This window comes from Oceanospirillum maris DSM 6286 (assembly GCF_000422865.1).
Lineage (GTDB): Bacteria > Pseudomonadota > Gammaproteobacteria > Pseudomonadales > Halomonadaceae > Oceanospirillum > Oceanospirillum maris.
This window is the reverse complement of the sequence record NZ_KE383936.1, coordinates 129,208-154,068: the sequence shown is the minus strand read 5'-3', so window position 1 is coordinate 154,068 and position 24,861 is coordinate 129,208. Positions and strand designations below refer to the sequence as shown.

Below are 24,861 nucleotides of genomic sequence, written 5' to 3'. Positions count from 1 at the left end.
TAGTAAAAATCAGTCAATATCAAAGAGCTGGTCACCTATAGCTCAATATAGCAAGCGACTCCGCAGCTTACTCAGAGCGTGAATCAGAGGACTGCATCCCGTTAAGATGGGTAATAACATCCTCGGTAATATCCATACGCTTGCTAACAAAGGTAACCGCCTGTCGATCAAGTAGCAGGTCAATTTTCTTTGCTTCAATGACCTGACGGATAGCCTCATCTAATTGAGGTCGAACGCTGCGGATATAAACTTCTTGACGCTGGCGCTGCTCTTTCTGCAAACGCTGGCCTAAGAACTGATACTCTTCGGCTTTCTCTTGCACTTCCTTGCTCAGCTGACGTTTTTCGTCAGCATTTAGATTTTCAGTCTCACTTTTCAGGCGCTCTTGCAGCTTTTTAGCATCATCCGCTAGTGTACGAATCTCTTGCTCATCTTGGCTTAGCGACTCACGTATTGAGCGAAACTCTTTTCTGGCTTGCTCTGTCCCCAGTAAAGCAGCTCGCCAATCTAAGACAGCAATTTTAGGAACCACCTCATCAGCAGCTCTAGCCGTACCCATCAAGGTTAGAACAATGCACAAGCCCGTTATTAAACGATAAAATGACAACATACTCTTAACCTCATATCGTTATTTCGACGTTGGTTTTTATTAGAAGGTTTGACCAATAGAGAACTGGAAGAACTCCGTATCATCGTCACTAGTGGCATTAAGTGCTTTAGACACACTGAAATCTAAAGGACCAATTGGTGATAACCAGGTTAATCCAAGACCTGCAGACCAACGAAGCTCTGACAAATCAACGCCTTCCTCGCAATTATTTGAGACACTGCTGCACTGTGTTGCAAAAACATTACCTGCATCCAAGAACACAACCGTTTGCAAGCTACTACGATCTTCTATAAACCAAAGCGGATAAATCAACTCCACACCGGTTTCAATCAACACGTTACCACCAAAAGCGGAAGGATCATCACCGTCTGTAGGCGTACTTTTTGGTCCAAGCGAACTACCACGATAACCCCTTACTGAACCTAGGCCACCGGCAAAGTAATGCTCGTAGAAGGGTAGCAAGCTACTGCTACCATAACCATCAGCATAGCCAACATCAGTATGAAACTTCACGCTGTAGTCATCGTTAAGCGCCAAAAGGTAGCGGTTTTTATACTCTAGGGTAAAGAAGGTCATATCACTACCCGGTACAGCAACTTCTGCAGAAAGCTTGTTATAACTCCCAGCTGTCGCCAACACACCACGGTTGAGCTGGTTATCTGTAATATAGCCACCCACTTTAAAGGCTGTATGGTTGTCACCTTCGTCGCTAATAAAGGCAATAACTTCTTCTACAGGATCAGAGCCGGTATACACTCTGGTGTTATCAGCTCCTAAGGTAAATCCTAAGCGAGCCGTATCGGTGATAGGGTAGCCAAAGCTCACCTTAGCCCCGTAAGAGTCCGTGGCAAAACCATTAATATCAGAATCTTCTAAGTTACTCTCTTGATAGAACACATTAATACCTCGACTAACACCGTCCAGGGTGTAGTAAGGATCAAAGATAGAAAAATCTAATTTTTGGATCGTATCGCTTCGGCTTACATTAAAGCCAACATTAGTACCTGAACCTAAAAAGTTAGACTGCTTTACGCCCACACCAAAGATAATACCGCTATCTTGTGAATAGCCAACCGAGGCACTTAAGCTACCCGAAGGTTGCTCTTCAACTGTGTAGTTAACATCGATCTGATTATCCAAGCCCGGCGGACGCGGGGTATCAACTTGTACCGACTTGAAATATCCCAAGCGTTCTAGGCGGGTTTTAGAGTTCTTAATCTCATCCGTAGAGGCTGCACCGCCCTCCATCTGAGTAATTTCACGACGCAAAACTTCATCTTTGGTTGTCACATTGCCGGAGAAATTAATACGACGCACATAGGTACGTTTACCCGGCGCAACCATCAGCGTCAGCGTTACGGTTTGGTCATCGTGCAGTTCTGGTACCGCATTAACATTGGCAAACGTGAAGCCTTCTTCCCCAAGGCGCTTGCGAATCGCCTCGGTCGTATTGACCATTTTGGTTCGAGAGAATACATCGCCCGGGGCCAATTCGATAAGCTCAAGAATTTCTTCAGCATCAACAATAAGGTCGCCACTGAGTTTGATTTCTCGAATGCTGTAAGCATCGCCTTCCGTCACATTGACCGTGATATAAACATCCAACCGGTCAGGGCTAACAGATACCTGAGTTGAATCGACATTAAACTTAAGATAGCCACGGTCAAGATACCAATTACGCAGACGTTCAATATCGCCTTGTAGTTTAGGCCGTGAATACTGTGATGCAGAAGAAAAAAGTGACCAGTGGGATTTGGCTTCTAGCTCGAAACGTTTCGCCAGTGTTTCATTATCAAAGCGATCATTTCCCGTAAAGTTAATATGGCGGATCGTTGCCACATCACCTTCTTGAATTTTTACATTTAGGTTAATTCGGCTTTCTCCAACCGATTCAACCTCAGTCTTAATATTGGCACTATATCGGCCTAAGCCGTGATACATGCGCTCCAGCTCTAGCTCAACATTCTCAAGGGTTACGCGCTGTAAAATCTGGCCTGCTTTTAACCCCGATTGAGCAAGCCCTTCTTCAAGCTGCTCAGTTTTAATCTTGTCGTTACCAGTAATATTGATTTTATCAATGGCGGGGCGCTCTTTCACCACCACAATCAATAAAGACCCATCCTTCTCAAGACGCACGTCATCAAAAAGGCCTGTTTTAAATAGTGTTTTACTAGCTTGGAGTAGATCATCGCTACTCACTTGCTGGCGAAGCTCTACGGGAAAAGCACTAAACACCCGAGCAGCAGAGACTCGCTGCAAGCCCTCAACCCGAAGGTCATCAAACACATATTGAGCAGCGTGAGCCTGGGGTACAGACAAGCCTATAAAGAGCACAGACAAACCTATAACAAGCCGCACAGGTGTCAAAAATTGTTTAATCCGGTTGATCATAAAATCCCACTATGCACAGGTGCAATATTCAAACGACCTTCTAAAGGCGCATTAAGTCATTGTAAAACGCGATTATCATCAAGCTTGCCAGTAACATCATGCCAATACGCAACCCGAGCTGTTGCGCCTTTTCAGGGACAGGACGACCGGTAATTGCTTCGATGAAATAAAACAGCAAATGGCCACCATCAAGCACAGGGATAGGTAATAAATTCAAAACCCCAAGGCTAATGCTGATATAGGCCAAAAAGCCAAGAAAACTCTCCAAACCACCTTTGGCAGAATCACTGGCAACTTGAGCAATAGTAATCGGGCCGCTAAGATTATCAACAGAGATTAAGCCGATAACCATTTTTCGAATAGAATCAAGTGTTAAGCCTATCATATCCAATGTCTTAACGGTGGCCTGAACGCCAGATTCCAACACACCATATTCAACCTCACGCAGCATACCCTCTGGCCACTCACCAGGCTTCGCTGCAGCACCGATATAACCTATCTCTCGGCCATCATCCAGTACACGCTTACGAGGCGTTATCACCAGTGACTGACTCTGACCATCACGCTCAATAATCAAGGTCAAACTCTTGGCCGGTGAGCTTTGTATTAACTCAACCCAATGGCTCCAGTTTTTAACCGTTACCTCATCCGCCTGCAAAATTTGATCACCGGATTTTAAGCCCGCAGCCTCTGCCGCGCCATCAGGTAGCACTCGCCCAAGTAAAGCAGGAATTTCCGGTGAAAAAGGCGTAATACCCAGCGCAGCAATAGGATTTGGTTCTTTTTGGCCTGACAGCCAACGGTCTACTTCAATGCGGTGCTGCTCTTGTCGATAACCTTGCCACTCTTGGGTGGTCACTTCAATGGAACCACTATCACCAACATGACTCAGTAGTGCCAAGCCAACCTCTTGCCAGCTGCGAACTGGGGAACCGTTAACCGCAATCAGCTCTGTCTGCGGCTGAATACCGGCTTGATAGGCCGGTGAGCTAGGCTGTACAGCTCCCACCACAGGAGCCAATACCGATGTACCCGATACAAATAACACCCAATAAGTCGCAATGGCGAGCACAAAGTTAGCGATAGGTCCCGCCGCTACAATAGCGATACGCTTCCAAACCGACTGTTGATTAAAAGCAAAAGGCCGCTCTTGCTCAGCAACATCACCTTCTCGCTCATCAAGCATACTGACATAGCCGCCAAGGGGAATCCAAGCGATAACATACTCAGTATTAAGCTTATCTTTCCATCTATAAATCGGTTTACCAAAACCTACTGAAAACCGTAGTACCTTGACGCCACAGCGCCGTGCTACCCAGAAATGGCCGTACTCATGTACCGTGACCAAAATACCCAAGGTCACGATCAAGGCTAAAACCGTATGCAGAACACCCATTCACGCTCTCCGAAAAACTTTATTGCGCTTTGACGCGATGCATCGACAAATGTTCAAGATGAGACCGACATATTGTCCGAGTCTTTTGATCACAGGCGAGAATAGCCTCTAATGAATCCGCATTTTCAACCGAAATATGATCAAGTGCATATCGGCACATTTCAGGAATCTGTTCAAAATTAATATGATTAGCTAAGAAGGCCTCAACGGCCACTTCATTGGCGGCATTCAAAATAGCCGGAGCCGTTCCGCCCAAAATAAAGGCCTGCCGTGCTAGGGCAAGACAGGGAAATGCCACCTCATCAGCCTGCTCAAAATTCAGCTGTGCCACTTGGAATAAATCTAGAGATTTAACGCCAGCATCAATGCGCTCAGGCCACGCCAAACCGTAAGCAATGGGTGTACGCATATCAGGATTGCCCAACTGGGCCATCACGGAGCCATCGTTATAGGACACCATAGAATGAACAATACTCTCAGGATGCACGACAACTTGAATCGCATCTGGCTGCACAGAAAACAGCCAGCAGGCCTCAATAAGCTCCAAGCCCTTATTCATCAAGGTGGCTGAGTCTACGGATATTTTCTGGCCCATGGACCAGTTAGGGTGCGCCACCGCTTGCTCTGGCGTAACACCTACAAGTTGATCCACCGAAAACCCACGAAAAGGGCCGCCTGATGCGGTTAACAAAATCTGACGAACCCCAGAGCTTGGCAGAGACTGGTCATCAAAATGAGTACCCTGTGCAGGCAAACATTGAAAGATCGCATTATGCTCACTATCAATGGGCAGTAATTCCGCGCCAGAGCGTTTCACCTGATCCATAAACAACTGACCAGACATCACTAAAGCTTCTTTATTTGCCAGCAGAATACGTTTGCCCGCTTTTACTGCCGCTAGTGCAGGCAGTAAACCCGCCGCACCAACAATTGCAGCAACAACAATATCAGCCTCTGGCGCTTCAGCAACACGTTCTAGAGCGTCCTCGCCAACAAGAACTTCCGTTTTCAGTTCTGAAATCTGACTTCTCAGGTGCTCGGCGGCAGAATCATCCGGCACCACCGCATAAACCGGCTGAAAGGTATGGCAAATTTCCGCCAGCGCTTTCATTCTGCGATAACCAGACACTGCAAATAACCGATAGCGATCTGGATGTCGTGACAAAATATCTAAGGTACTTCCACCGATAGAGCCTGTGGCACCTAAAAGTGTAATATTCTGCGACGCGCTCATAAATATAACCCAGTTAATTTAAGGCTTAACACAAATAGGGGAACCGCTGCGGTTAAGCTATCGATGCGATCCATAACCCCTCCGTGCCCAGGCAATAACTGACTACTATCCTTGATACCCCGATGACGCTTAACCATGCTTTCAAACAGATCACCCAGAACAGAAACAGCCGTCACCATTAGCGTTATCAACAATAGCGTAATACGATCACTATTGTTCAAGCCCCAATAGAAAGAGCAAGCAATCGCCAGTACCGTCGTTGCCACAAGACCACCATAAACGCCTGCCCAAGATTTTCCAGGGCTAACTTTAGGAGCAAGCTTTGCTTTGCCAAAACGACGACCCGCAAAGTAAGCACCAATATCGGCACACCACACCAATAGCAGAATATACAGTAACGCCTCTTTGCCAAACCAAAGATTAGTTCTTAGCTCTACAAAACCGATCCAGCAAGGTATCAGCACAATAAAACCAATCACTAAACGGGCGGGGACAGATGTCCAGATCGCATTTTTAGGGTACTGAATAACAAACCAGAATGCTGCCAACCATGCCACCGCAGCGCCATAAAGAATAGCCAAATCAATATCAGGTGAACGAACGTAATCTAAACCTAATAATACAAGCGCCATCACGATCGGGTAGATTAAACGCCTCGATACCGAGACACCGGATAGATTTGCCCACTCCCAACCGCCAACAAGTACGATGGCTGAAACAAATAACACATAATAATCAGCAGAGAGGCCAAATAGCCCCCAAAGCGCCAAGGGCGCAATAATCAATGCCGTTAGGATTCGCTGTTTAAGCATCGGCCTTTCCTTCTACTTGTTCGCTAGTTTTACCAAAGCGCCTCTGACGACAACCAAAATCATCAATAGCTTCAGCCAATGCTTTTTCTCTAAAATCAGGCCACAGTAGCGGGCTGTAGTAAAACTCGCTATAGGCAAATTGCCACAATAGATAATTACTAATGCGCTGCTCGCCTGCCGTGCGGATACATAAATCAGGGGCAGGTAAATCTCCTAGCGAGATCGTTTGATCAAACAAATTTTCGCTAATGTCTTCAGGTTTTAAAGCACCATCAGCCACTTTTTGTGCCAAAATTTTGGCAGTATTAACAATATCCCAACGACCACCATAATTGGCGGCAATATTCAGCTGTAAACCATCATTACTGGCCGTCAGAGATTCAGCATCATCAATCGCTCTCTGAATTTCTGCAGAAAAACCAGCTTTATCACCAATAATACGCAACCGAATATTGTACTTATGCAGCTTTTTCACTTCGCGGCGCAGTGAAAGCAGAAACAGCTCCATCAAGGCGTTAACTTCTTTCTGAGGCCGCTGCCAGTTCTCACTGCTGAAGGCAAATAGCGTCAGAACATCCACCCCTTGATCAACACAACCACGAATAACCGAGCGCACAGCGTCAGCTCCCGCTTTATGACCTGCAATTCCAGGCAGAAAACGTTTTTTAGCCCAACGATTATTACCATCCATAATGATGGCGATATGGCGAGGGATATTTCTTTGCTTTTTAGAATCCATGAATAGGCAACGCAGTGGCACCCGCCTGAACGGCGGGTGCGAGGGAAGATCAGACCTGCATCAGGTCTTTTTCTTTAGCCGCTAGCAAGACATCTGCTTCAGCAACATATTTGTCTGTTAGCTTCTGAATATCCTCTTCTGCACGACGCTCTTCATCTTCTGTGATCTCTTTCTCTTTCAGAAGATCTTTAAAAGAGCCATTGGCATCACGACGGATATTACGAATCGCAACTTTACCGTTTTCTGCTTCAGCGCGAGCCTGGCGAATAAAGTTCTTACGGGTTTCTTCTGTCAACGCAGGCATCGGCACACGAATCACAGTACCTGATGTGCTTGGGTTTAGCCCTAAATCAGAAACCATAATCGCTTTTTCAATCGCCTGAATCATAGAACGCTCCCAAGGTTGAATGCTTAGGGTACGAGCATCTTCAACGTTGACGTTAGCGACTTGGTTTAAAGGCGTTGGCGTACCATAATAATCAACCGATACGCCATCAAGAATACTTGGGTGGGCACGGCCAGTACGGATTTTAGCAAAAGCAGTCGTCATAGACTCTAGGCTTTTCTTCATCCGCTGTTCTGCGTCAGTCTTAATTTCGTTGATCACGGAAGTTTCCTCAGTCGATTAGTGTTCCTTCGTCACCGCCAACCACTAGGTTGAGCAGTGCACCGGGCTTATTCATATCAAATACTCTGACCGGCATACTGTGGTCTCGCACCAAGCAGATAGCCGTTGAATCCATCACTTCAAGCTTCTGCTCAAGTACACTGTCATAATCCAGGTGGTCGTATTTTACCGCATCAGAGTATTTTACCGGATCTTTATCATAAACCCCGTCAACCTTCGTTGCTTTAATCACCACGTTGGCATCAACTTCAATACCACGTAAACAGGCAGCAGAGTCTGTGGTAAAGAACGGGTTACCGGTTCCGGCACTAAAGATTACCACATCTCCGGTATTCAGATAACGGATAGCTGAACGGCGATCGTAGTGTTCAACAACACCACTCATTGGAATCGCAGACATCACACGGGTACGGATATTGGCACGTTCTAAAGCATCACGCATTGCCAAACCATTCATGACCGTTGCCAACATCCCCATGTGATCACCTGTCACACGATCCAAGCCTGCTTGGCTCAGTGCCGCACCACGGAATAGGTTACCGCCGCCAATAACCAAGCCGATCTGTACGCCAATACCGACGAGCTGGCCAATTTCCAACGCCATACGGTTTAACACCGCAGGGTCAATACCGAAGTTTTGCTCGCCCATTAAGGCTTCGCCACTAAGCTTTAAAAGAATACGTTTGTATTGGGATGGTTTCTCATTGACAGACATCTGGGCAGTCTCCGGCAAGCATGGTCTATAAATACAGGGCGTAAAAACGAGGGGGCAGATCGCACAATGGCGCGTGCAACTTTCGCTACACACGCCATTGTCATACATCAAAAATGCGAATTAAGCCAACTGCTTACGCACTTCCTCTGCAAAGTCTTCTTCAACTTTCTCAATACCTTCACCCACTTCAAAGCGAGTAAAAGAAACAACTTCGCCGCCGTTGGCTTTAACATAAGCACCAACAGTTTGAGAAGGGTCCTTAACAAAAGCCTGCTCAACTAAGCTGTTTTCAGCCAGGAATTTCTTCACACGGCCAACCGACATTTTTTCTTTGATCTCATCTGGCTTGCTTGCCATATCAGGCTGGGCCATGATGATTTCTTTTTCTTTCTGCAGCTCTTCAGCAGGCATGTCTTCCGGGCGTGCAACGCGCGGATTAACAGCAGCAGTATGCATAGCAACGTCTTTAGCAACTTCAGAGCTACCTGCGGTCAGTACAGACAGAACGCCGATACGGCCACCGTGCACGTACTCACCAACAATACCGCCATCAGCATTAACAACGGCTGCACGACGTACAGAGATGTTTTCGCCAATCTTCTGAACCAGTGCTTCACGCGCTGCTTCTAGATCGCCAGCCATAAGCGCTGCGATATCAGTTTCTTTAGTTTCGAAAACTTTAGCGGCAACAGTTTCAACAAAACCTTTGAAGTTATCATCACGAGCAGCAAAGTCAGTCTCGGAGTTAACTTCAATGACGATACCATAGCTACCATCTTCAGCTACTTTAGTGGCAACAGCGCCTTCAGCAGCAACACGACTTGCTTTCTTAGCCGCCTTCATGCCACCAGACTTACGCATGTTCTCAATCGCCAGATCGATGTCACCGTCTGTTTCTTTAAGAGCTTTTTTACACTCCAGCATGCCTAGACCGGTACGGTCTCGCAGCTCTTTTACCATAGTTGCGCTAATTGCAGCCATGACGAATATCCTCTTGATCTGATATGAAAAACCGGAATTGCAAAAGGGGGCTTACGCCCCCTTTGCAGAGTTAACTGTCGCTGCTATTGAAACTAACAGCAGCGTATGACATAGCCAGTACAACTGGCGTCAACAGCTAATTACTCTGCAGGCGCTTCGCTAACTTCTGCGACTTCGCTTTCAACAGCGCCGCCTTCTTTGCCTTTCAGGCAAGCGTTAGCAACACCCTGTGCATAAATCTGAATGGCACGGATCGCATCGTCGTTACCAGGAACAACGTAGTCAACACCGTCTGGGTTGCTGTTAGTATCAACGATACCGATAACAGGAATACCCAACTTGTTTGCTTCGTTAATCGCGATACGCTCGTGGTCAACGTCGATAACAAACAGAGCGTCCGGTAGACCACCCATATCTTTAATACCGCCAATAGAACGTTCAAGCTTCGCCATTTCGCGCTGGTTCATCAGCACTTCTTTTTTGTTCAGCTTGTCGAACGTACCATCATTCTGCATAGATTCCAGATCACGGAAACGACGGATAGACTGACGAATAGTCTTGTAGTTAGTCAGCATACCACCTAACCAACGGTGGTTAACGTATGGCATGCCAGCGCGTGCAGCTTCTTCTTTAACCACTTTGCTCGCAGCACGTTTAGTACCAACGAACAGAACCTTGTTTTTGCCAGAAGCTAGCTTCTCAACAAAAGACAGAGCATCATTCAGCGCAGGAACAGTGTGCTCCAGGTTGATGATATGGATTTTGTTACGAGAGCCGAAAATGTACTTAGACATTTTAGGGTTCCAATAACGGGTCTGGTGACCGAAGTGAGCACCTGCTTTAAGCAGATCACGCATAGAAACTTGAGACATTTTGACTCCTAGAGAATTTAGGGTTAAACCTCCACACACCCCATAATCCAACCCTGACAAGTTGATTCTAGCGCCTTAATTGGCTCTAAATCTTTTAGCCAGAGCACCCAGAACTACGTGCCGGTGTGTGTGTGTCGTTTTTGATTTAAATGAGTGCGTTATACCCAAATGCAAGATACGACAGATGCGGAAACGATTAACACCATTACCCTACATCTAAAGTCTTCACCCACAGTTTACGTACAAGCGCGCGGCTTTATACCACATATTCAGCACAATATAAAGAAAACCCGTCTTTATGGAGGCTTTTTCCCTTGTTATACCGGCATCAAAAATACGAAGGGAATCGATTTCTGGTTATTTCCGACAAAAAGAGTCAATTGATTCAATTTATCCTGCAAATGCTCTCCCACCGCAAAGCAATAAGCGTTACCATTTCCATATCTTAATTTATTCGAATCTTTATTTACTAAGTTTGGGCCTTGGCGTGTTTCGTTCAATTCTTTTTACGTACTTAGCTCGAACCTATATTATTTTATTCGAATTTTCATTTATTCGAACCGACGGCGAAAGATAGACTTGATATGACTGTAATTATTAAAACACCCGAAGAAATTGAAAAAATGCGCGTAGCTGGTCGCTTAGCGGCTGAAGTCTTAGAAATGATAGAGCCGTATGTTAAAGCAGGTGTTAGCACGGAAGAACTTAACCGTATCTGTCATGACTACATGGTGAATGTTCAAGAGACGATTCCTGCCCCTTTAAATTATCATGGTTTTCCAAAATCAATCTGTACCTCGGTCAACCATGTGATCTGTCACGGCATTCCAAGTGAAAGCAAGATTCTGAAAAACGGTGATATCGTGAATATTGATATCACCGTGATCAAAGACGGCTATCATGGCGATACCAGTAAAATGTTCATTATTGGCGAAGCAAAGATTCAGGCGCGCCGCCTGTGCCAAGTCACCCAAGAATGCTTATATAAAGCACTTCGTATTGTTCGCGCGGGTACGACTTTAGGTGATATTGGTGAAATCATTCAAAAGCATGCTGAAGCCAGTGGCTTTTCGATTGTGCGTGAATACTGTGGTCACGGTATTGGCAAAGGCTTCCATGAAGACCCACAAGTTGTACACTATGGCAAAGCAGGAACGGGCATGGTGCTTCAAGAAGGTATGACACTAACGATTGAACCTATGGTCAACGCCGGTAAGCGCCACAGCAAAACTTTAAAAGACGATTGGACTGTCGTCACAAAAGATCGCAGCTTATCAGCTCAGTATGAACACACCATTTTGATTACCAAGGATGGTTGTGAGATTCTAACACTGAGAAAAGAAGAAACTGATCTGTAACAAACGGATATCCCCATGCCTCTGACACCCTATGAGTTTGAACCTGATCCGTCGCTGTTTAATAAACACGCTTTTAGACAGCAACTGGCAAAGGCTAAATCTTCTTCCATTAGCCTTTTTAAACAGACCATCAAGAGTGTTCAGGATAAGCTGGACCAGCGCTTTTTAGAGGGCGCTGATATCCGCGACCTCGTCCATGGTCGCGCTTGGTTTATTGACCAACTTCTTAGCGTGGTATGGGAGCAATTCGAATGGCCGGATAACAATATCAGTCTGTTAGCCGTTGGTGGATACGGTCGCGGTGAGCTACACCCCCATTCCGATATTGATCTGCTCATTCTGCTTCGCAACGATGACGATACCCCTTACCGAGATAGCCTCGAACGGCTTATCACCTTTATGTGGGATATTAGTCTGGATATTGGCCACAGTGTTCGCTCACTTTCCGATTGTGAACGAGAAGCTAAAGCCGATATTACCGTAGCAACAAATTTACTGGAAAATCGCACCATTGTTGGCCCCGATAACCTTCGAGAAGAGATGGTTGAGCGCTTGGGCACCGATCATATGTGGAGCAACAGCGAGTTTTTCGAAGCGAAATGGCAGGAACAGATCAAGCGTCACTACAAATACAACAACAATGAATACAATCTTGAACCCAACATTAAGTCTTCTCCCGGTGGTTTAAGGGATATTCAGATGATCGGCTGGGTTGCCAAGCGACACTTTGGTACGCATACCCTTGAAGGCTTAATGCGCGAAGGTTTTTTAACCGAATCTGAAGTACGTATTATGGAACAGGGCCAAGCATTTCTCTGGCAAGTGCGCTATGCCCTTCATATGACCGCCAAGCGCGCTGAAGACCGCCTGTTATTTGACCATCAGCGCACCCTTGCCGAGTTATTTGGCTATGCCGATAACGATGAACGTCTAGCGGTTGAGCAATTTATGCGCCGCTATTATCGAGTCGTTATGTCTTTGACCGAATTGAATGACGTACTGTTGCAGCACTTTGATGATGCTATTTTACAATCTCGTCACGAAGCCAAAATTGAGATACTCAACAAACGTTTCCAGATCGTTAATCATAAAATAGAAGCGACTCACAGCCGCGTCTTTGAGAATAATCCTTTTGCCCTATTGGAAATTTTCCTATTAATGGCGCAAAACCCTCAAATTGAAAGCGTTCGAGCATCGACCATTCGCCTACTGCGAGACAATCGCCACCTGATTGATGAAAGCTTCCGACAAGATATTCGTCATTCATCACTCTTTATGGAGCTACTACGCAGTCCCGGCAATGTAGCACGGCAACTGCGCCGTATGAGCCGTTACGGCATTTTGGGCAAATACCTACCTGAATTCGGCTACGCCATCGGCCTAATGCAGCACGACCTCTTTCATATTTACACCGTAGATGCCCATACTCTGCTACTGCTGAAATTTATGCATTGCTTCCAAAAGGAGGAAGCCCGCAAAGAGTTTCCGTTTGCCTCCCAGATATTCCTTCGCTTACCTAAACGTGAGCTGGCTTATATCGCGGGACTTTACCACGATATAGGTAAAGGTCGTGGTGGCAACCACTCAGAGCTAGGCGCAAAAGATGTGCTCCTATTCTGCGAACGACATCATATTAGTAAGCACGATGCCCGTCTCGTTAGCTGGCTGGTAGAGCATCACCTGCTGATGTCGATGACCGCTCAGAAAAAAGACATCTCCGACCCTGAGGTGATTCAAGAATTTGTCATGACGGTGCGGGATGAATCACGCCTTAATTATCTCTACATTTTGACCGTTGCCGATATCAACGCCACCAACCCAAGTCTCTGGAATAGCTGGCGTGCCACACTGCTACAACAGCTTTATGTAGAGAGTAAACGAGCGCTTCGCCGAGGCTTGGAAAACCCTGTTGATCGTAAAGAGTGGATTGATGAAACCCAGCAGGATGCTCTTGTCTATCTGAAAAAATGGGGGCTTGAAGAAACCCGTATCTGGCCGCTATGGAACATGCTGGGAGAAGAGTACTTCCTGCAAGATAGCGCCCGTGAAATTGCATTTCAAACAGAACAGATTCTTAAACATAAAGAACCTGATATGCCTCTGGTACTGGTCACCAACCCCAATAAGGTTGAACAAGTTGGCGGCACCAAGGTGTTTATTTACACCAAAGAGCAAAACCATCTTTTCGCAGCAACCGTTGCCGCCATGGAACAACTTGGACTAAATATCCACGATTCCCGTATCAGTACCTCAAGCAATGGCTACAGCTTAGATACCTATATCGTATTAGAGAGTAATGACGAGCCGATTCGCGACATTGCCCGTATCGAAGAGATCAAACAAGTATTGATCGAAGAGCTTGATGACCCTGCAGATTACAACGATATTGTTCAACGACGTACCCCGCGCCAGCTAAAGCATTTTACCATGCCAACGCAGGTCATCATCAGTAACGACCCTGTTAGCCAGCGCACGCTATTAGAAGTGATCACACCAGATCGCCCGGGACTTTTAGCCCGAATTGGCCGGATCTTTGTGGAAATGGATATCAATCTGCTGACCGCCAAGATTGTCACCCTAGGCGAGCGTGTTGAAGATATTTTCGTTATCACCGATCAAAACCTTGGCCCTATCGGAGATCCTCAGGTGTGCGAAAAATTACGCAGCCGTATCTGCCACGATCTTGACGAACAGGTCACTAACGGTTATTGATTATTGCCACGTAATGCTTGGCTGATCGAAGCAGAGATCTTGCAGAGCAGGTGAACCCCAAAAGCGATCTTCGGATCGCTTTTTTTACACGACATCCGCTCTAACCAAAGTCTAAACCAAACAAAATAAAGTTAGCGCCAAAGAGTCTGACTTTCTAATAAACCAAGAGATTTTATATATAAAAAGAGTTACGGGTTTGTTCCCCCATAAGCCCTTGACTATAATAGTCGTCTTAATAAATACCCTATGATCGACCCAATAAATACCCTGATGACGGAAGCCGGTATGAACCCAGATCTGAACCGATTACAGCCCTACCCTTTCGAAAAGCTGACCGCTCTGAAAGCTCAGGTAACACCGCCACAAAATTTGGAGCCTATTGCACTCTCTATTGGTGAGCCACGACACCCTGCACCTGAATTTGTACTCAATAGCCTGCGTCATAACTTAAACCGCATCAGCAACTACCCAAGCACCAAGGGTCTGCCAGAGCTGCGAGAAGCGATTGCACACTGGTGCCAACGCCGCTTTATTCTTAAGCCCGAGACACTAACGGCAGAAGATCATGTTTTGCCTGTTAACGGCACCCGCGAAGCTATTTTTGCCTTTACTCAGGCGTTAGTGGCGCGCAAGCCTGGAGCCTTAGTCGCCTCGCCAAACCCTTTCTATCAAATTTATGAAGGCGCGGCTTATCTAGCCGGTGCCGAGCCTTACTTTATGCCGTGCTTAGCGGAAAATGGGTTTATTCCTGATTTTGATGCCGTACCGGAAGATGTTTGGCAAAATACTCAATTACTGTTTCTTTGCACCCCAGGCAATCCAACGGGCGCAGTGATGAGTCTTGAGGTATTGAAAAAACTGATCGCATTATCCGATCAGTACGATTTTGTGATCGCCTCCGATGAGTGCTATTCCGAAATCTATTTTGATGAACAAACGCCACCACCCGGCTTACTACAGGCCTGTGCCGAGTTAGGGCGTGATGATTACAAAAACTGTGTGGTGTTTCATAGTTTATCGAAACGCTCCAACTTGCCTGGTTTACGCTCAGGCTTTATCGCTGGCGAAGCAGAATTGATGCAAAAATTTCTGCTATTCCGTACCTACCACGGATCATCCATGCCGGTACAGCATCAGCTAGCCAGCATTGAAGCGTGGAATGATGAAGACCACACCATCGCAAACCGTGCTATTTACGCAGAGAAATTTGAGCGTGTCGGCGAAATACTGAAACCCGTACTGAACTTTGAACAGCCGGAAGCCAGTTTCTACCTTTGGCCAGAAACACCGATTGATGAAGAGCTATTTGCCCAGCAGTTGTTTGCTCAGCAAAATGTCACCGTACTACCGGGCAGCTACCTTTCCCGTACAATTAACGGTTTAAATCCGGGTAAAAATCGTGTGCGCATGGCGCTGGTTGCAACCACAGACGAATGTGTTGAGGCAGCCCAGCGTATCCGTCGTTTTGTGGATACAATTTAATTGATATTCAATTCAAGATTTAACTTAATTCATATTTCATAACATAGGCCAAGACCACCCATGCCCCTGACACTATACGGTATACCTAACTGCGATACGGTAAAAAAAGCCCGTAAGTGGTTAGACAATCATCAGCTGGATTATCAATTTCATGATTTTCGAAAAGAAGGTCTAAGCCAACAGAATCTTGAACAATGGTGTCACGCCCTAGGCTGGGAAACCGTATTGAACAAACGCAGTACCAGCTGGCGAGCCCTTAGCGATGAACAGAAAGCGGATCTGAATCAGGAAAAAGCGATTGCGTTGATGATGGAAGCGCCCACATTGGTTCGTCGTCCGGTTCTGGCAAAAGATGGTCAATTTAAGACAGGATTTAAAGACACAGATTATCAAGTGTTCTTTAATCTTTAATGGTTTGATTTTTAGTATTTTTATTTCAACTCTTTATTCTAAGGCAGCCCTGCTGTCTCGTCCTCTTCGGGAGTTAACATGACTGCATCACCTTTTTTCAGCTTTGGCTTTGGCGTTGGTACTCAAAACAGCAAAGGCGAATGGCTGGAAGTGTTTTACGCTCAACCCTTGCTTAATCCAGCACCTAGCCTAATCGAAGCGATTACAGACATTTTAGGTTATCAAGGCGGTAATCAAGCCGTTACGTTTACCGGTGATAAAACCGCTGCACTGGCCACGGCGCTGCAAGCGGCAGGGGAAGCAGAGCAGGCTGCGCTAGTCGCATCTCTGTCCGATAGCCAACGTCCTTTGGTTGCGACCTTCATCGAAGAAGATATCGACCCAAAATCTGTGGTCGAGGTGTATCTAAAGCTGCACTTGCTGTCCCATCGCTTGGTTAAGCCTCACGGTACGAATCTAACCGGCATGTTCGGCTTACTGCCTAATGTTGCGTGGACCAATGAAGGTGCTATTGATCTGACTGAACTACCCCAGCGTCAGCTACAGGCTCGCTTAAAGGGTCAAACGATCTCTGTAGACTGTGTTGATAAGTTCCCTAAAATGACAGATTACGTTGTGCCGGCGGGTACCCGTGTTGCTGATACCTCCCGTGTTCGTCTAGGCGCTTATTTAGGCGAAGGCACCACCATCATGCATGAAGGTTTTGTTAACTTTAACGCAGGTACAGAAGGCCCAGGCATGATTGAAGGCCGTATCTCTGCGGGCGTTATGGTTGGTAAAGGCTCAGACCTAGGCGGCGGTTGTTCAACGATGGGGACGCTGTCCGGTGGCGGTAATATTATTATTTCTGTTGGCGAAAATTGCTTGCTAGGCGCTAATGCAGGTATCGGCATTCCCCTAGGAGACCGCTGTATTGTTGAGGCCGGCCTGTATATCACCGCAGGTTCTAAGGTGAATGTGCTGGAAGGTAACGGAGAGCTGGCCGAAGTTGCCCGCGCCCGTGACTTAGCGAACAAAGATGACCTTCTGTTCCGTCGTAACTCACAAACCGGTGCCGTTGAGTGTCTAACCAACAAAACGGCTATTGAACTAAACGAAGCACTACACGCGAATAACTAATCATTTTTCGCTTTAGCCGATAGAAGCGATCTTGCCGGTACAGGCAAGGTCGCTTTTTTCTTTCTAATCTCTTTGCCTTTTCTTTTTAGTTTCTTTTCTTTTTAGCTTCTTTGTTTTTTGTCTATTTTGACTTCTTTTTCCCTTTCTTTCTAGCTATCCACAACTCCACTGAATCCACCTGTGGATAAGCTGAAGATAACCTTGCCATAGCACTGCTAACGCTTACTCTAAGCCCTATGGTTATTTTTTGATCAGTCATAAATCTATCATCTAAACGTCATGGTCACCTGCTATAGACAGGGGTTCTATCCTTTAGATGCCACGGAGAAATGGCGGTATGACGATTCGTTTTCGTTTTGCATTACTTATAGCGGGAAGCATTATTGGCTTATCTTCAATCTTAGCCTTGCTGTACCTCTCATTGAGCCAGCTAGAAACCTTTAATCGGCTCGAAACCTCATTAGCGGATAGCCGAGCACAACTTTTAATGCTGAAAGAACAGGAACAAGCCTTTATTTATAACAACGAGAAAACCGCTGCCCAAACGCTTATAACCCGAAGCGAACAGCTTGATCGACAGCTACACCAGATCAAATCCGACTTTGCTGCTGAAGATTTATCCTTAAACTTATTAGAGCAATCTATCATCGCGAACCGTGCCCATAAGTCCGCTTTTATCACGCTTGTTCAGCAAAAAACGCTTCTGGGTCTCACACCAACATCCGGTATGTATGGCCAATTAAGAGATGCGGTTCATCGTATTGAAAGCCGCCTTAATGATATTAACAACGTACCATTAACCGCATCCATGCTGATGCTCCGCCGTCATGAGAAAGATTTTATGCTACGGGGACAAAATAAATATGTGGATAAGTTCCAAGCTCAAGTTGTGCAGTTTCAGCAACAGCTTCGCCAGCAGCTCACGCAGAAAGCGCTCCCCGAGACATTATTATCAAAGACATTACCAGAGACATTAAAAGCCTCTCTCTTTAACGATCTTGATCAGTATCAGAAAAGCTTCTTAAGTTTTGTAAGCACATCAAAAACGGTCGGGCTTGATCAACAAAATGGAGCAATTGGCCAATTAAATCTAGCATCAGAGCAGGCGGCACAAAAATTAGCGGAGACCTTAGCATTTAGCCATACGGAAATTTCTCAGCGGGTGAGCAGTCATAAAGCCAATAGCCTATTACTGGCATTTATTTTCTTAATACTGTTAACCGCTAGCTTATATTGGCTATCCCATCGGGTGGTCAGTCGTATCAGCCGTTTAGTGCAACACCTTAACGAAATAGCCAATGGCGACAGCAATTTAAGCGTACGTCTGCACAGCCAATCCCAAGATGAACTTGGACAGATGGCAAATGCCTTTAATCGGTTTGTATCAAAAATCGCCATTAGCATGAATGAGACGATTACTGCAGCCAGCCAGCTGGATCACAACGCTGCAGAATTAAAACAGAGTGCGGAGTCCACCTTTCAAGTTGCCTCACGCCAACAAGCGTTATTATTACAACTGAACGATTCACTGGAGCAGACAGGTGCTAGCTCAGGACGCGTTCAACAACATATCGAAAACTCACAACACATGATGCAGGCTGTCAGCGATAAAACCGAAGCAATTAATCAATTAGCTCAAGATAACCGAGAAGCAACTCAGGACTTAATTGATGAAGTAACCGCAACTGCCGCCCATATCGAACAGCTTAACCACGACAGCCAAACCATTAACGATGTCATGGGCAGTATTAACGAGATCGCCGCTCAAACCAATCTTTTAGCACTTAATGCCGCTATTGAAGCCGCCCGAGCAGGCGAGCAAGGACAGGGCTTTGCCGTTGTCGCCGACGAAGTCAGAGCTTTAGCCAGTAAAACTCAGGAATCTACCGAGCAGATTCAATCCCAGGTCACTAACTTACAAAGTAATACCAAGGAAGCTGCCGACAGCATTCAGGCAACTCAAACCGCGACAAGCGCTCAACTAAGGCAATCCGCCGAAATTAGTAACGTTTTTGTAATCATTCAGCATGATATCCTTAGCTTGAAACAACAAAATAACGAGGTAGAAAATCTAAGCCATCAACAGATCGCTAAGATCGAAACTGCGGAGCAACATCTGCGGGAAATGATTGTTCAAGTTGAGCAAAACTTAGCCGCCGCCGAACAAACCTTGAGCGCCAGCGATGAACTGTTTGTCTTATCTCGATCACTACAAACAACAATGGGGCAGTTCGCGGGGTAAGTGATCAAAGAGCAACGCTACAACGGTGGGACTCATTACAAATAAAGCGCTTTCCGGTATGATGATTCGTTGATTTAAGTCACCCAAAGAATATCTTTTTTGCAACGCTAAACAGACACCCGTTAATTTAAACACCGACTTTTTGACAAACCCAACATCGTACTTAAACAGACGTACTTGAATAGACGTACTTGAATAGACAACTACAGGAACTCGTTTTCATGTCTCAAACCGAAGCGTTGACCCCTACGCTACAGCTTGCCTTTGATCTTCTTAGTCGCCGCTCAGTAACACCAGATGACGCGGGCTGTCAGGCCTTGATGATAGAGCGCCTGAAAGCAATCGGCTTTACCGTAGAGCCTTTGCGCTTTGGTCATGTGGACAACTTCTGGGCTCGCCGTGGCTCCGAAGCACCAGTATTAGCTTTTGCGGGCCATACCGATGTAGTTCCTACAGGGCCAGAAGCCAAGTGGAAACATCCGCCTTTTGAACCTGTCATCGATGAAAAAGGGATGCTTTATGCTCGTGGAGCGGCAGATATGAAGGGCAGCCTTGCTTCTATGGTGGTGGCCTGTGAGGCGTTTGTTGCCGAGCACCCAAACCATAAAGGCTCTATCGCTTTTCTAATCACCTCCGATGAAGAAGGCCCTGCGGTTAACGGTACAGTAAAAGTGGTTGAGCACTTAGAGGCCCGTGGCGAGAAAATGACCTGGTGTATTGTCGGTGAGCCATCAAGTACACACCATACCGGAGACACCATTAAAAATGGTCGCCGAGGTTCTTTGGGCGCTAAACTGACGGTTAAAGGTATTCAGGGCCATGTGGCTTATCCTCATCTTGCCCGTAATCCGATTCACCAAGTTGCACCGGCCTTGTCAGAACTGTCCTGTGAGCACTGGGATGCGGGCAATGAATACTTCCCAGCGACCAGCTTTCAAATTTCCAATATTAACGGTGGCACCGGCGCAACCAATGTTATTCCCGGTGATGTAGGGGTGGTGTTTAACTTCCGTTTTTCTACCGAGCTAACCGCTGATCAGATTAAACAACGTGTGGAAGGCATTTTTGCAAAATACGAACTGGAATATGACCTAGATTGGACATTAAACGGCCTGCCTTTCTTAACACCAGAAGGTGACTTGGTTGATGCCTGTCGATCCGCTATTTTAGAAGCCACGGGGATAACCTCCGAGCTATCCACATCAGGTGGTACTTCTGACGGTCGCTTTATTGCTCCGACCGGCACACAAGTTGTAGAGCTAGGCCCCTGTAATGCCACGATTCATAAGGTAAACGAGCATATTCTGGCGGATGATCTGAATAAGCTAACAGGTATTTACCAAGGTATTCTGACCAACCTTTTGGCAAAATAAGGTATTAAACCATTACTAAGCCTTGAGGCAGACGTTGCTAAGCCCTGAGAGAAGCCCAGAACCCAAATAAGTGCCGCACAGAATATTTTACTAAGACAATAGAGCATTATGGATGTGAAAAAGCGCTTAATTAAGCTCGCCGAAGACCCTCGCTTAAATCTTAAGCGGGTTACTGTGGGCACGATCATTTTTTTTGTTGGTGCCGGTATGCTGCTGTGGGCCGAGGGCGCAACTCACCTTGATCCATTACGCCAAGAGTTGGTCGCTCTGCTCTCTTTAATTACGATGGGAATAGGTGCGTCACTGGGCTTGCTGGGTTATCTTGGCCTAAGTGCTTTTCGAATATATCGATTTCTGAGCTCCGACGTTAAAAAACGCAAGCCTTCAGAAACCAAGACGGATGATAACGATGACAACTGAAACCTTTCCAGATATTGAGATCTACATTCAAGACCCAAAACTTGAAACCATCGAAAGCTGGTTTGCAGAATTATTTTCCACAACACCAGAACCTAAACGCCTCGACAAGCGCACCTTACTTTATCTCGCCGTAAAAGCTGATGGCATAGAAGTACCGATCCATGTAGTAGAAAAAGCTGCAGGCAAGTACTGGAGTGTTTGGTTTGACAGCCCTGAAAGTGGCTGGGCAACGGATATTGACTGCGCCCGTGCAGCCTTTGCTTTTTTTGACACAACGATTCGGTGTTCTGTCGGTTCTTGGGAACCGGATCAAGCAATGGATCTTTGGTGGCAAATCAGCAAAAACGGAGAAGGTGAGATCAGCTGGCCGGATTAATTCTGCCGTTAAAGGTTGATTCTATCGTTAAAAGCTAGGTGCTTTTGCTAAGACTTGAGACAAAAAAATACCCGGAAAATCCGGGTATATTTTTTCGAGCCTAATCTATCTTTAGCTAATGACCGTAACGTCCTCAGCCTGTAGACCTTTATCACTTTGTATAATGGCGAAACGTACACGCTGGCCTTCAGCCAAAGAACGATGGCCGGTACCTCGAATCGAACGGAAGTGAACAAATACATCTCCGCCGGAGTCTCGGGTAATAAAACCAAAGCCTTTTGATACGTTAAACCATTTTACAGTACCCATTTCACGATCATCATTCTCATCATTAGCAATATTTGCCAACTGCGGAGTTAGATAATTTAGAATAGCGGTACCTAAGAAAGTGGTCAGAAAAAATACAATTGCTGCGGGTACATAATGCCTTGCAGCTAGCAATCCCTGCTCTTCGGTCTGTGTCGCCACATCCAGAACAAACGGCCCTACTACGGCCATAACCACACTGATTAACACACAACGAACAAAGGAATTTTTGCTCATACTTACTCTCTCATAAACGTTTAGTTATTATTAAAATCACTTTAAAAACAAAGAACTGACACTCATACCAGTCTTTACGGAGTGTTTTCCCAAGGTTCTTCAAAGCAATAAAAGAAGTAAAAACCAGCAAGGCCGTCGTCTAGAGGGCTGGTATAAAACACTTCTTTTATTACTACTTTGCACGGCTCTATTATACAGAGCATCCTCGGCACTTGAAGTGCCCGAATCCTAACCCTTGTCAGGAATCAAAACATGCCAGAAGACAGAATCGACGAGCTAGAAATTAAGCTCGCCTTTCAGGACGATACCATAGAAGCCCTGAACAACGTAATCACAGAGCAAGATAAACGCATAAAGTTATTAGAAGATGCGGTACGTCAGCTTTATACCGAAGTAAAAGAGAGAGGAGATCAGGATGGCGCTGGTATCGAAAATTTTGATCCGGCCCATGAGTTACCGCCGCATTATTAGCGCGCATAATATCGATGGATAACAGGCCTCATGGCCGGATGTATCAACAAACTGTCTTATGACCTAGAGGTTAAAGATCATGCTTACTGCCACCTAAACAATTAGGTGAGGCAGGCACGTCCTCGCTACGGCTTTGCCACTCATCCGGTGTGTAAGCGTGAATCGCTAATGCGTGTACGCCATTAGTTAGCTCATCGGATAGCAGGCCATAAACCTTTTGATGTCGTTGTACCGGGCGAAGGCCTGCAAACTGTTCCGACACTAGGGTCAGGTTAAAATGGGAGTTTTCGCCTCGGCTATGCTTATGGCTGTCGTTTTCAACCGTTATCAGTGTAGGCTTAAGTTGCTCAGTTAATTTAGTTTCAATTATCGTTTGTACAGTCATGGAAATCACCGGTAACAGGGTAGAAAAAAGGCCAACGTATCCGTTGGCCTCAACTTTAACCGGATCCCATAAAAAGGCAATCCCTCGAATACAAAACCATCCTCTCAAATATTATATATCAGGGTCAGAATCATTAGCCTTCATAATCGCTTTTTTCACCCGATGGGTCAGCCACCAAACAAGCGCAACGACAACAGGTACGGAAAGACCCGTAATCAAGTCTTTATCCACAGGTAAACCCGCGCTGTAAGCTGCTCCCACCATAATTTTAACTAGGCTAACCATGTAGTAACTAATCGCTGCGATTGATAGCCCTTCCACGGTTTCCTGCAATCGCATCTGCAGTTTGCCCCGTCGATCCATGGACGAGAGCAAGCTTTGATTTTGCGCTTCAATGGTCAAGTCTACTCGGGTTTGCAATAGATCTCCGGCTCGTTCGATACGGCGAGCCAGATCTTCTAATCGCTCACTGATCGATTCACAGGTATTAAATGCTGGCGTTAAGCGACGCTCCAAAAAAGAGCTAATGGTGAAGTAGTTTTCTACTCGCTGTTCGCGTAACTCATCCATTCGCTTCATCACCAAGGAGTAGTATGCGCGCATGGCTGAAAACCGATAGTTGGTATTCGTGCGCCAGCGTTCAACCTTCGCCGCTAACTGAGAAAGATCCGTCAGCATTTTGCGCTCATCGGCATGATCTTTTATATCGGCGGCATTGGCGATAATCATCGCAAGTTCAGCGTCAACATCCTGCAACGACGGCCCCAAACGACGGGCCTCTGGCAGCGCCAATAGAGCCATCAAGCGATAGGTTTCCATCTCAACCAGCCGCTGCAGTAAACGGCCGGTCTGGTTGTTATTTAAGCCATGATTATGAATCAGGAAACGACCAAAACCATCACCGTGTAAACGGAAAGCGCTCCAAATAGTGGCATCGCCATCCATCAAGCGACCACTAACCAAACGCTGACCTTCAAAGCTGGTTTTAAGTTGCTCACGGCTTAGCTCCGGTTGATCGGAGTGCAGCATTTCAATATGAAACGCTGCCACAACCTCCCCCGGCATTTGGCGCAGCCAATCCTGTGGAATAAGCTCTAATGCGGTAGAAGAAAATGGGGTATCGCTGCTTTCAGGACGAATAAAAGTATAGGTGACAAACTCCATATGACGCCCACAGCGAAACTGAAAGCTACCAAAATCAGCCTGATAAAAGCTGCAATCCTCTGCGGGCATATTAACGCCATAACGCTGACAGAGGTTCTGCAAATGAGCAAACTCGCGGGCGCGATCATGCTCTGGAATCAATACCGCTAACCGTGACACACGAGCTGGCGTTTGCACCACAGGAAAAGGTCTTGCGTGTAGCTCGTTGTAAAGTTCTTCACGGCGAGGGTGAACACGAAACGGCAAAATAGAATGTTCAATACCGTCACCCGTTGCCGGAAAGCGACTATCATCCAATTCAGCGGACTCAAATGGCTCGGAAAGGTGATCTTCACCCTCTTCTTTAGCGGAATAAGCTGAAGAGTAAGGTTTTGACTTAGGGGGAATAACCTCAGCACTCATGAGTTGTTGTATCCTATATTTTTTT

General features: G+C 46.1%; 23 protein-coding genes. 10 read left to right on the top strand and 13 right to left on the bottom strand.

Annotated elements, in window-relative coordinates; all coding sequences use genetic code 11:
* Positions 1-67 precede the first annotated feature (67 nt).
* From G517_RS0112690 to rpsB, 10 genes are all read right to left on the bottom strand, one after another.
* Complete coding sequence (locus tag G517_RS0112690; RefSeq protein ID WP_028304719.1) at positions 68-610, bottom strand: OmpH/Skp family outer membrane protein; 543 nt, start codon at positions 608-610, stop codon at positions 68-70.
* Positions 611-649: 39 nt separating this feature from the next.
* A complete protein-coding gene (bamA, locus tag G517_RS0112685; RefSeq protein ID WP_342662511.1) occupies positions 650-2,944 on the bottom strand; it encodes an outer membrane protein assembly factor BamA in 2,295 nt (764 codons plus the stop codon).
* A 97-nt stretch (positions 2,945-3,041) separates the two neighbouring features.
* Positions 3,042-4,397 carry an RIP metalloprotease RseP gene (gene rseP, locus G517_RS0112680; RefSeq protein ID WP_028304717.1) on the bottom strand — a complete coding sequence of 452 codons (1,356 nt, stop codon included), beginning with the start codon at positions 4,395-4,397 and terminating at the stop codon, positions 3,042-3,044.
* 19 nt (positions 4,398-4,416) lie between these two features.
* Positions 4,417-5,631 (bottom strand): 1-deoxy-D-xylulose-5-phosphate reductoisomerase, encoded by a 1,215-nt coding sequence (gene ispC, locus G517_RS19085; RefSeq protein ID WP_036591479.1) that lies wholly within the window; start codon positions 5,629-5,631, stop codon positions 4,417-4,419.
* Positions 5,628-6,443, bottom strand: coding sequence for a phosphatidate cytidylyltransferase (locus tag G517_RS0112670; RefSeq protein WP_028304716.1), 816 nt, complete (start codon positions 6,441-6,443; stop codon positions 5,628-5,630). Before G517_RS0112670 ends, ispC begins: the two co-directional genes overlap by 4 nt.
* Complete coding sequence (locus tag G517_RS0112665; RefSeq protein WP_028304715.1) at positions 6,436-7,182, bottom strand: undecaprenyl pyrophosphate synthase; 747 nt, start codon at positions 7,180-7,182, stop codon at positions 6,436-6,438. Before G517_RS0112665 ends, G517_RS0112670 begins: the two co-directional genes overlap by 8 nt.
* 49 nt (positions 7,183-7,231) lie before the next feature.
* Positions 7,232-7,789 carry a ribosome recycling factor gene (gene frr / locus G517_RS0112660; RefSeq protein WP_028304714.1) on the bottom strand — a complete coding sequence of 186 codons (558 nt, stop codon included), beginning with the start codon at positions 7,787-7,789 and terminating at the stop codon, positions 7,232-7,234.
* A 10-nt stretch (positions 7,790-7,799) separates the two neighbouring features.
* Positions 7,800-8,525, bottom strand: a complete 726-nt coding sequence (pyrH, locus tag G517_RS0112655; RefSeq protein WP_028304713.1) for a UMP kinase — start codon at positions 8,523-8,525, stop codon at positions 7,800-7,802.
* A gap of 120 nt (positions 8,526-8,645) precedes the next feature.
* Positions 8,646-9,506 (bottom strand): translation elongation factor Ts, encoded by an 861-nt coding sequence (gene tsf / locus G517_RS0112650; RefSeq protein WP_028304712.1) that lies wholly within the window; start codon positions 9,504-9,506, stop codon positions 8,646-8,648.
* A 140-nt stretch (positions 9,507-9,646) separates the two neighbouring features.
* Positions 9,647-10,378: a 30S ribosomal protein S2 gene (gene rpsB, locus G517_RS0112645; protein WP_028304711.1), complete on the bottom strand. Its 732-nt coding sequence runs from the start codon at positions 10,376-10,378 to the stop codon at positions 9,647-9,649.
* Positions 10,379-10,962: 584 nt separating this feature from the next.
* Here rpsB and map point away from each other — a divergent pair.
* The 9 genes from map to G517_RS0112600 all read left to right on the top strand — a co-directional run bounded on the left by map (position 10,963) and on the right by G517_RS0112600 (position 21,871).
* Positions 10,963-11,736, top strand: coding sequence for a type I methionyl aminopeptidase (gene map / locus G517_RS0112640; RefSeq protein WP_028304710.1), 774 nt, complete (start codon positions 10,963-10,965; stop codon positions 11,734-11,736).
* Positions 11,737-11,751: 15 nt separating this feature from the next.
* Entirely contained in the window at positions 11,752-14,448 is a 2,697-nt protein-coding gene (locus tag G517_RS0112635) for a [protein-PII] uridylyltransferase (RefSeq protein ID WP_028304709.1), read from the top strand.
* Between the two features lie 285 nt (positions 14,449-14,733).
* The gene (gene dapC / locus G517_RS0112630; RefSeq protein ID WP_028304708.1) at positions 14,734-15,930 is read left to right on the top strand and encodes a succinyldiaminopimelate transaminase; all 1,197 of its coding nucleotides are present in this window, start codon (positions 14,734-14,736) and stop codon (positions 15,928-15,930) included.
* Positions 15,931-15,990: 60 nt separating this feature from the next.
* Positions 15,991-16,341, top strand: coding sequence for an ArsC family reductase (locus G517_RS0112625; RefSeq protein WP_036591476.1), 351 nt, complete (start codon positions 15,991-15,993; stop codon positions 16,339-16,341).
* 78 nt (positions 16,342-16,419) lie between these two features.
* Entirely contained in the window at positions 16,420-17,460 is a 1,041-nt protein-coding gene (gene dapD / locus G517_RS0112620) for a 2,3,4,5-tetrahydropyridine-2,6-dicarboxylate N-succinyltransferase (protein ID WP_028304706.1), read from the top strand.
* Positions 17,461-17,797: 337 nt separating this feature from the next.
* Positions 17,798-19,702 (top strand): methyl-accepting chemotaxis protein, encoded by a 1,905-nt coding sequence (locus G517_RS0112615; protein ID WP_028304705.1) that lies wholly within the window; start codon positions 17,798-17,800, stop codon positions 19,700-19,702.
* 221 nt (positions 19,703-19,923) lie between these two features.
* Positions 19,924-21,075: a succinyl-diaminopimelate desuccinylase gene (dapE, locus tag G517_RS0112610; protein WP_211224292.1), complete on the top strand. Its 1,152-nt coding sequence runs from the start codon at positions 19,924-19,926 to the stop codon at positions 21,073-21,075.
* 108 nt (positions 21,076-21,183) lie between these two features.
* Entirely contained in the window at positions 21,184-21,495 is a 312-nt protein-coding gene (locus G517_RS0112605) for a hypothetical protein (RefSeq protein ID WP_028304703.1), read from the top strand.
* On the top strand, positions 21,485-21,871 hold the full coding sequence (locus G517_RS0112600; RefSeq protein ID WP_036591472.1) for a hypothetical protein: 387 nt from the start codon (positions 21,485-21,487) through the stop codon (positions 21,869-21,871). The genes G517_RS0112605 and G517_RS0112600 overlap by 11 nt, the downstream gene beginning before the upstream one ends.
* Positions 21,872-21,982: 111 nt before the next feature.
* Here the strand turns inward: G517_RS0112600 and G517_RS21250 are convergent, their stop codons facing one another.
* The gene (locus tag G517_RS21250; protein WP_028304701.1) at positions 21,983-22,414 is read right to left on the bottom strand and encodes a cold-shock protein; all 432 of its coding nucleotides are present in this window, start codon (positions 22,412-22,414) and stop codon (positions 21,983-21,985) included.
* Between the two features lie 252 nt (positions 22,415-22,666).
* On the opposite strand from G517_RS21250, the gene G517_RS0112590 reads away from it, so the two are divergent.
* On the top strand, positions 22,667-22,885 hold the full coding sequence (locus G517_RS0112590; RefSeq protein ID WP_028304700.1) for a SlyX family protein: 219 nt from the start codon (positions 22,667-22,669) through the stop codon (positions 22,883-22,885).
* A gap of 70 nt (positions 22,886-22,955) precedes the next feature.
* On the opposite strand, the gene G517_RS0112585 is transcribed toward G517_RS0112590, so the two are convergent.
* Complete coding sequence (locus G517_RS0112585) at positions 22,956-23,270, bottom strand: BolA family protein (RefSeq protein WP_028304699.1); 315 nt, start codon at positions 23,268-23,270, stop codon at positions 22,956-22,958.
* A gap of 111 nt (positions 23,271-23,381) precedes the next feature.
* Complete coding sequence (locus G517_RS19080) at positions 23,382-24,836, bottom strand: DUF3422 family protein (RefSeq protein ID WP_051206377.1); 1,455 nt, start codon at positions 24,834-24,836, stop codon at positions 23,382-23,384.
* Positions 24,837-24,861: the final 25 nt, after the last annotated feature.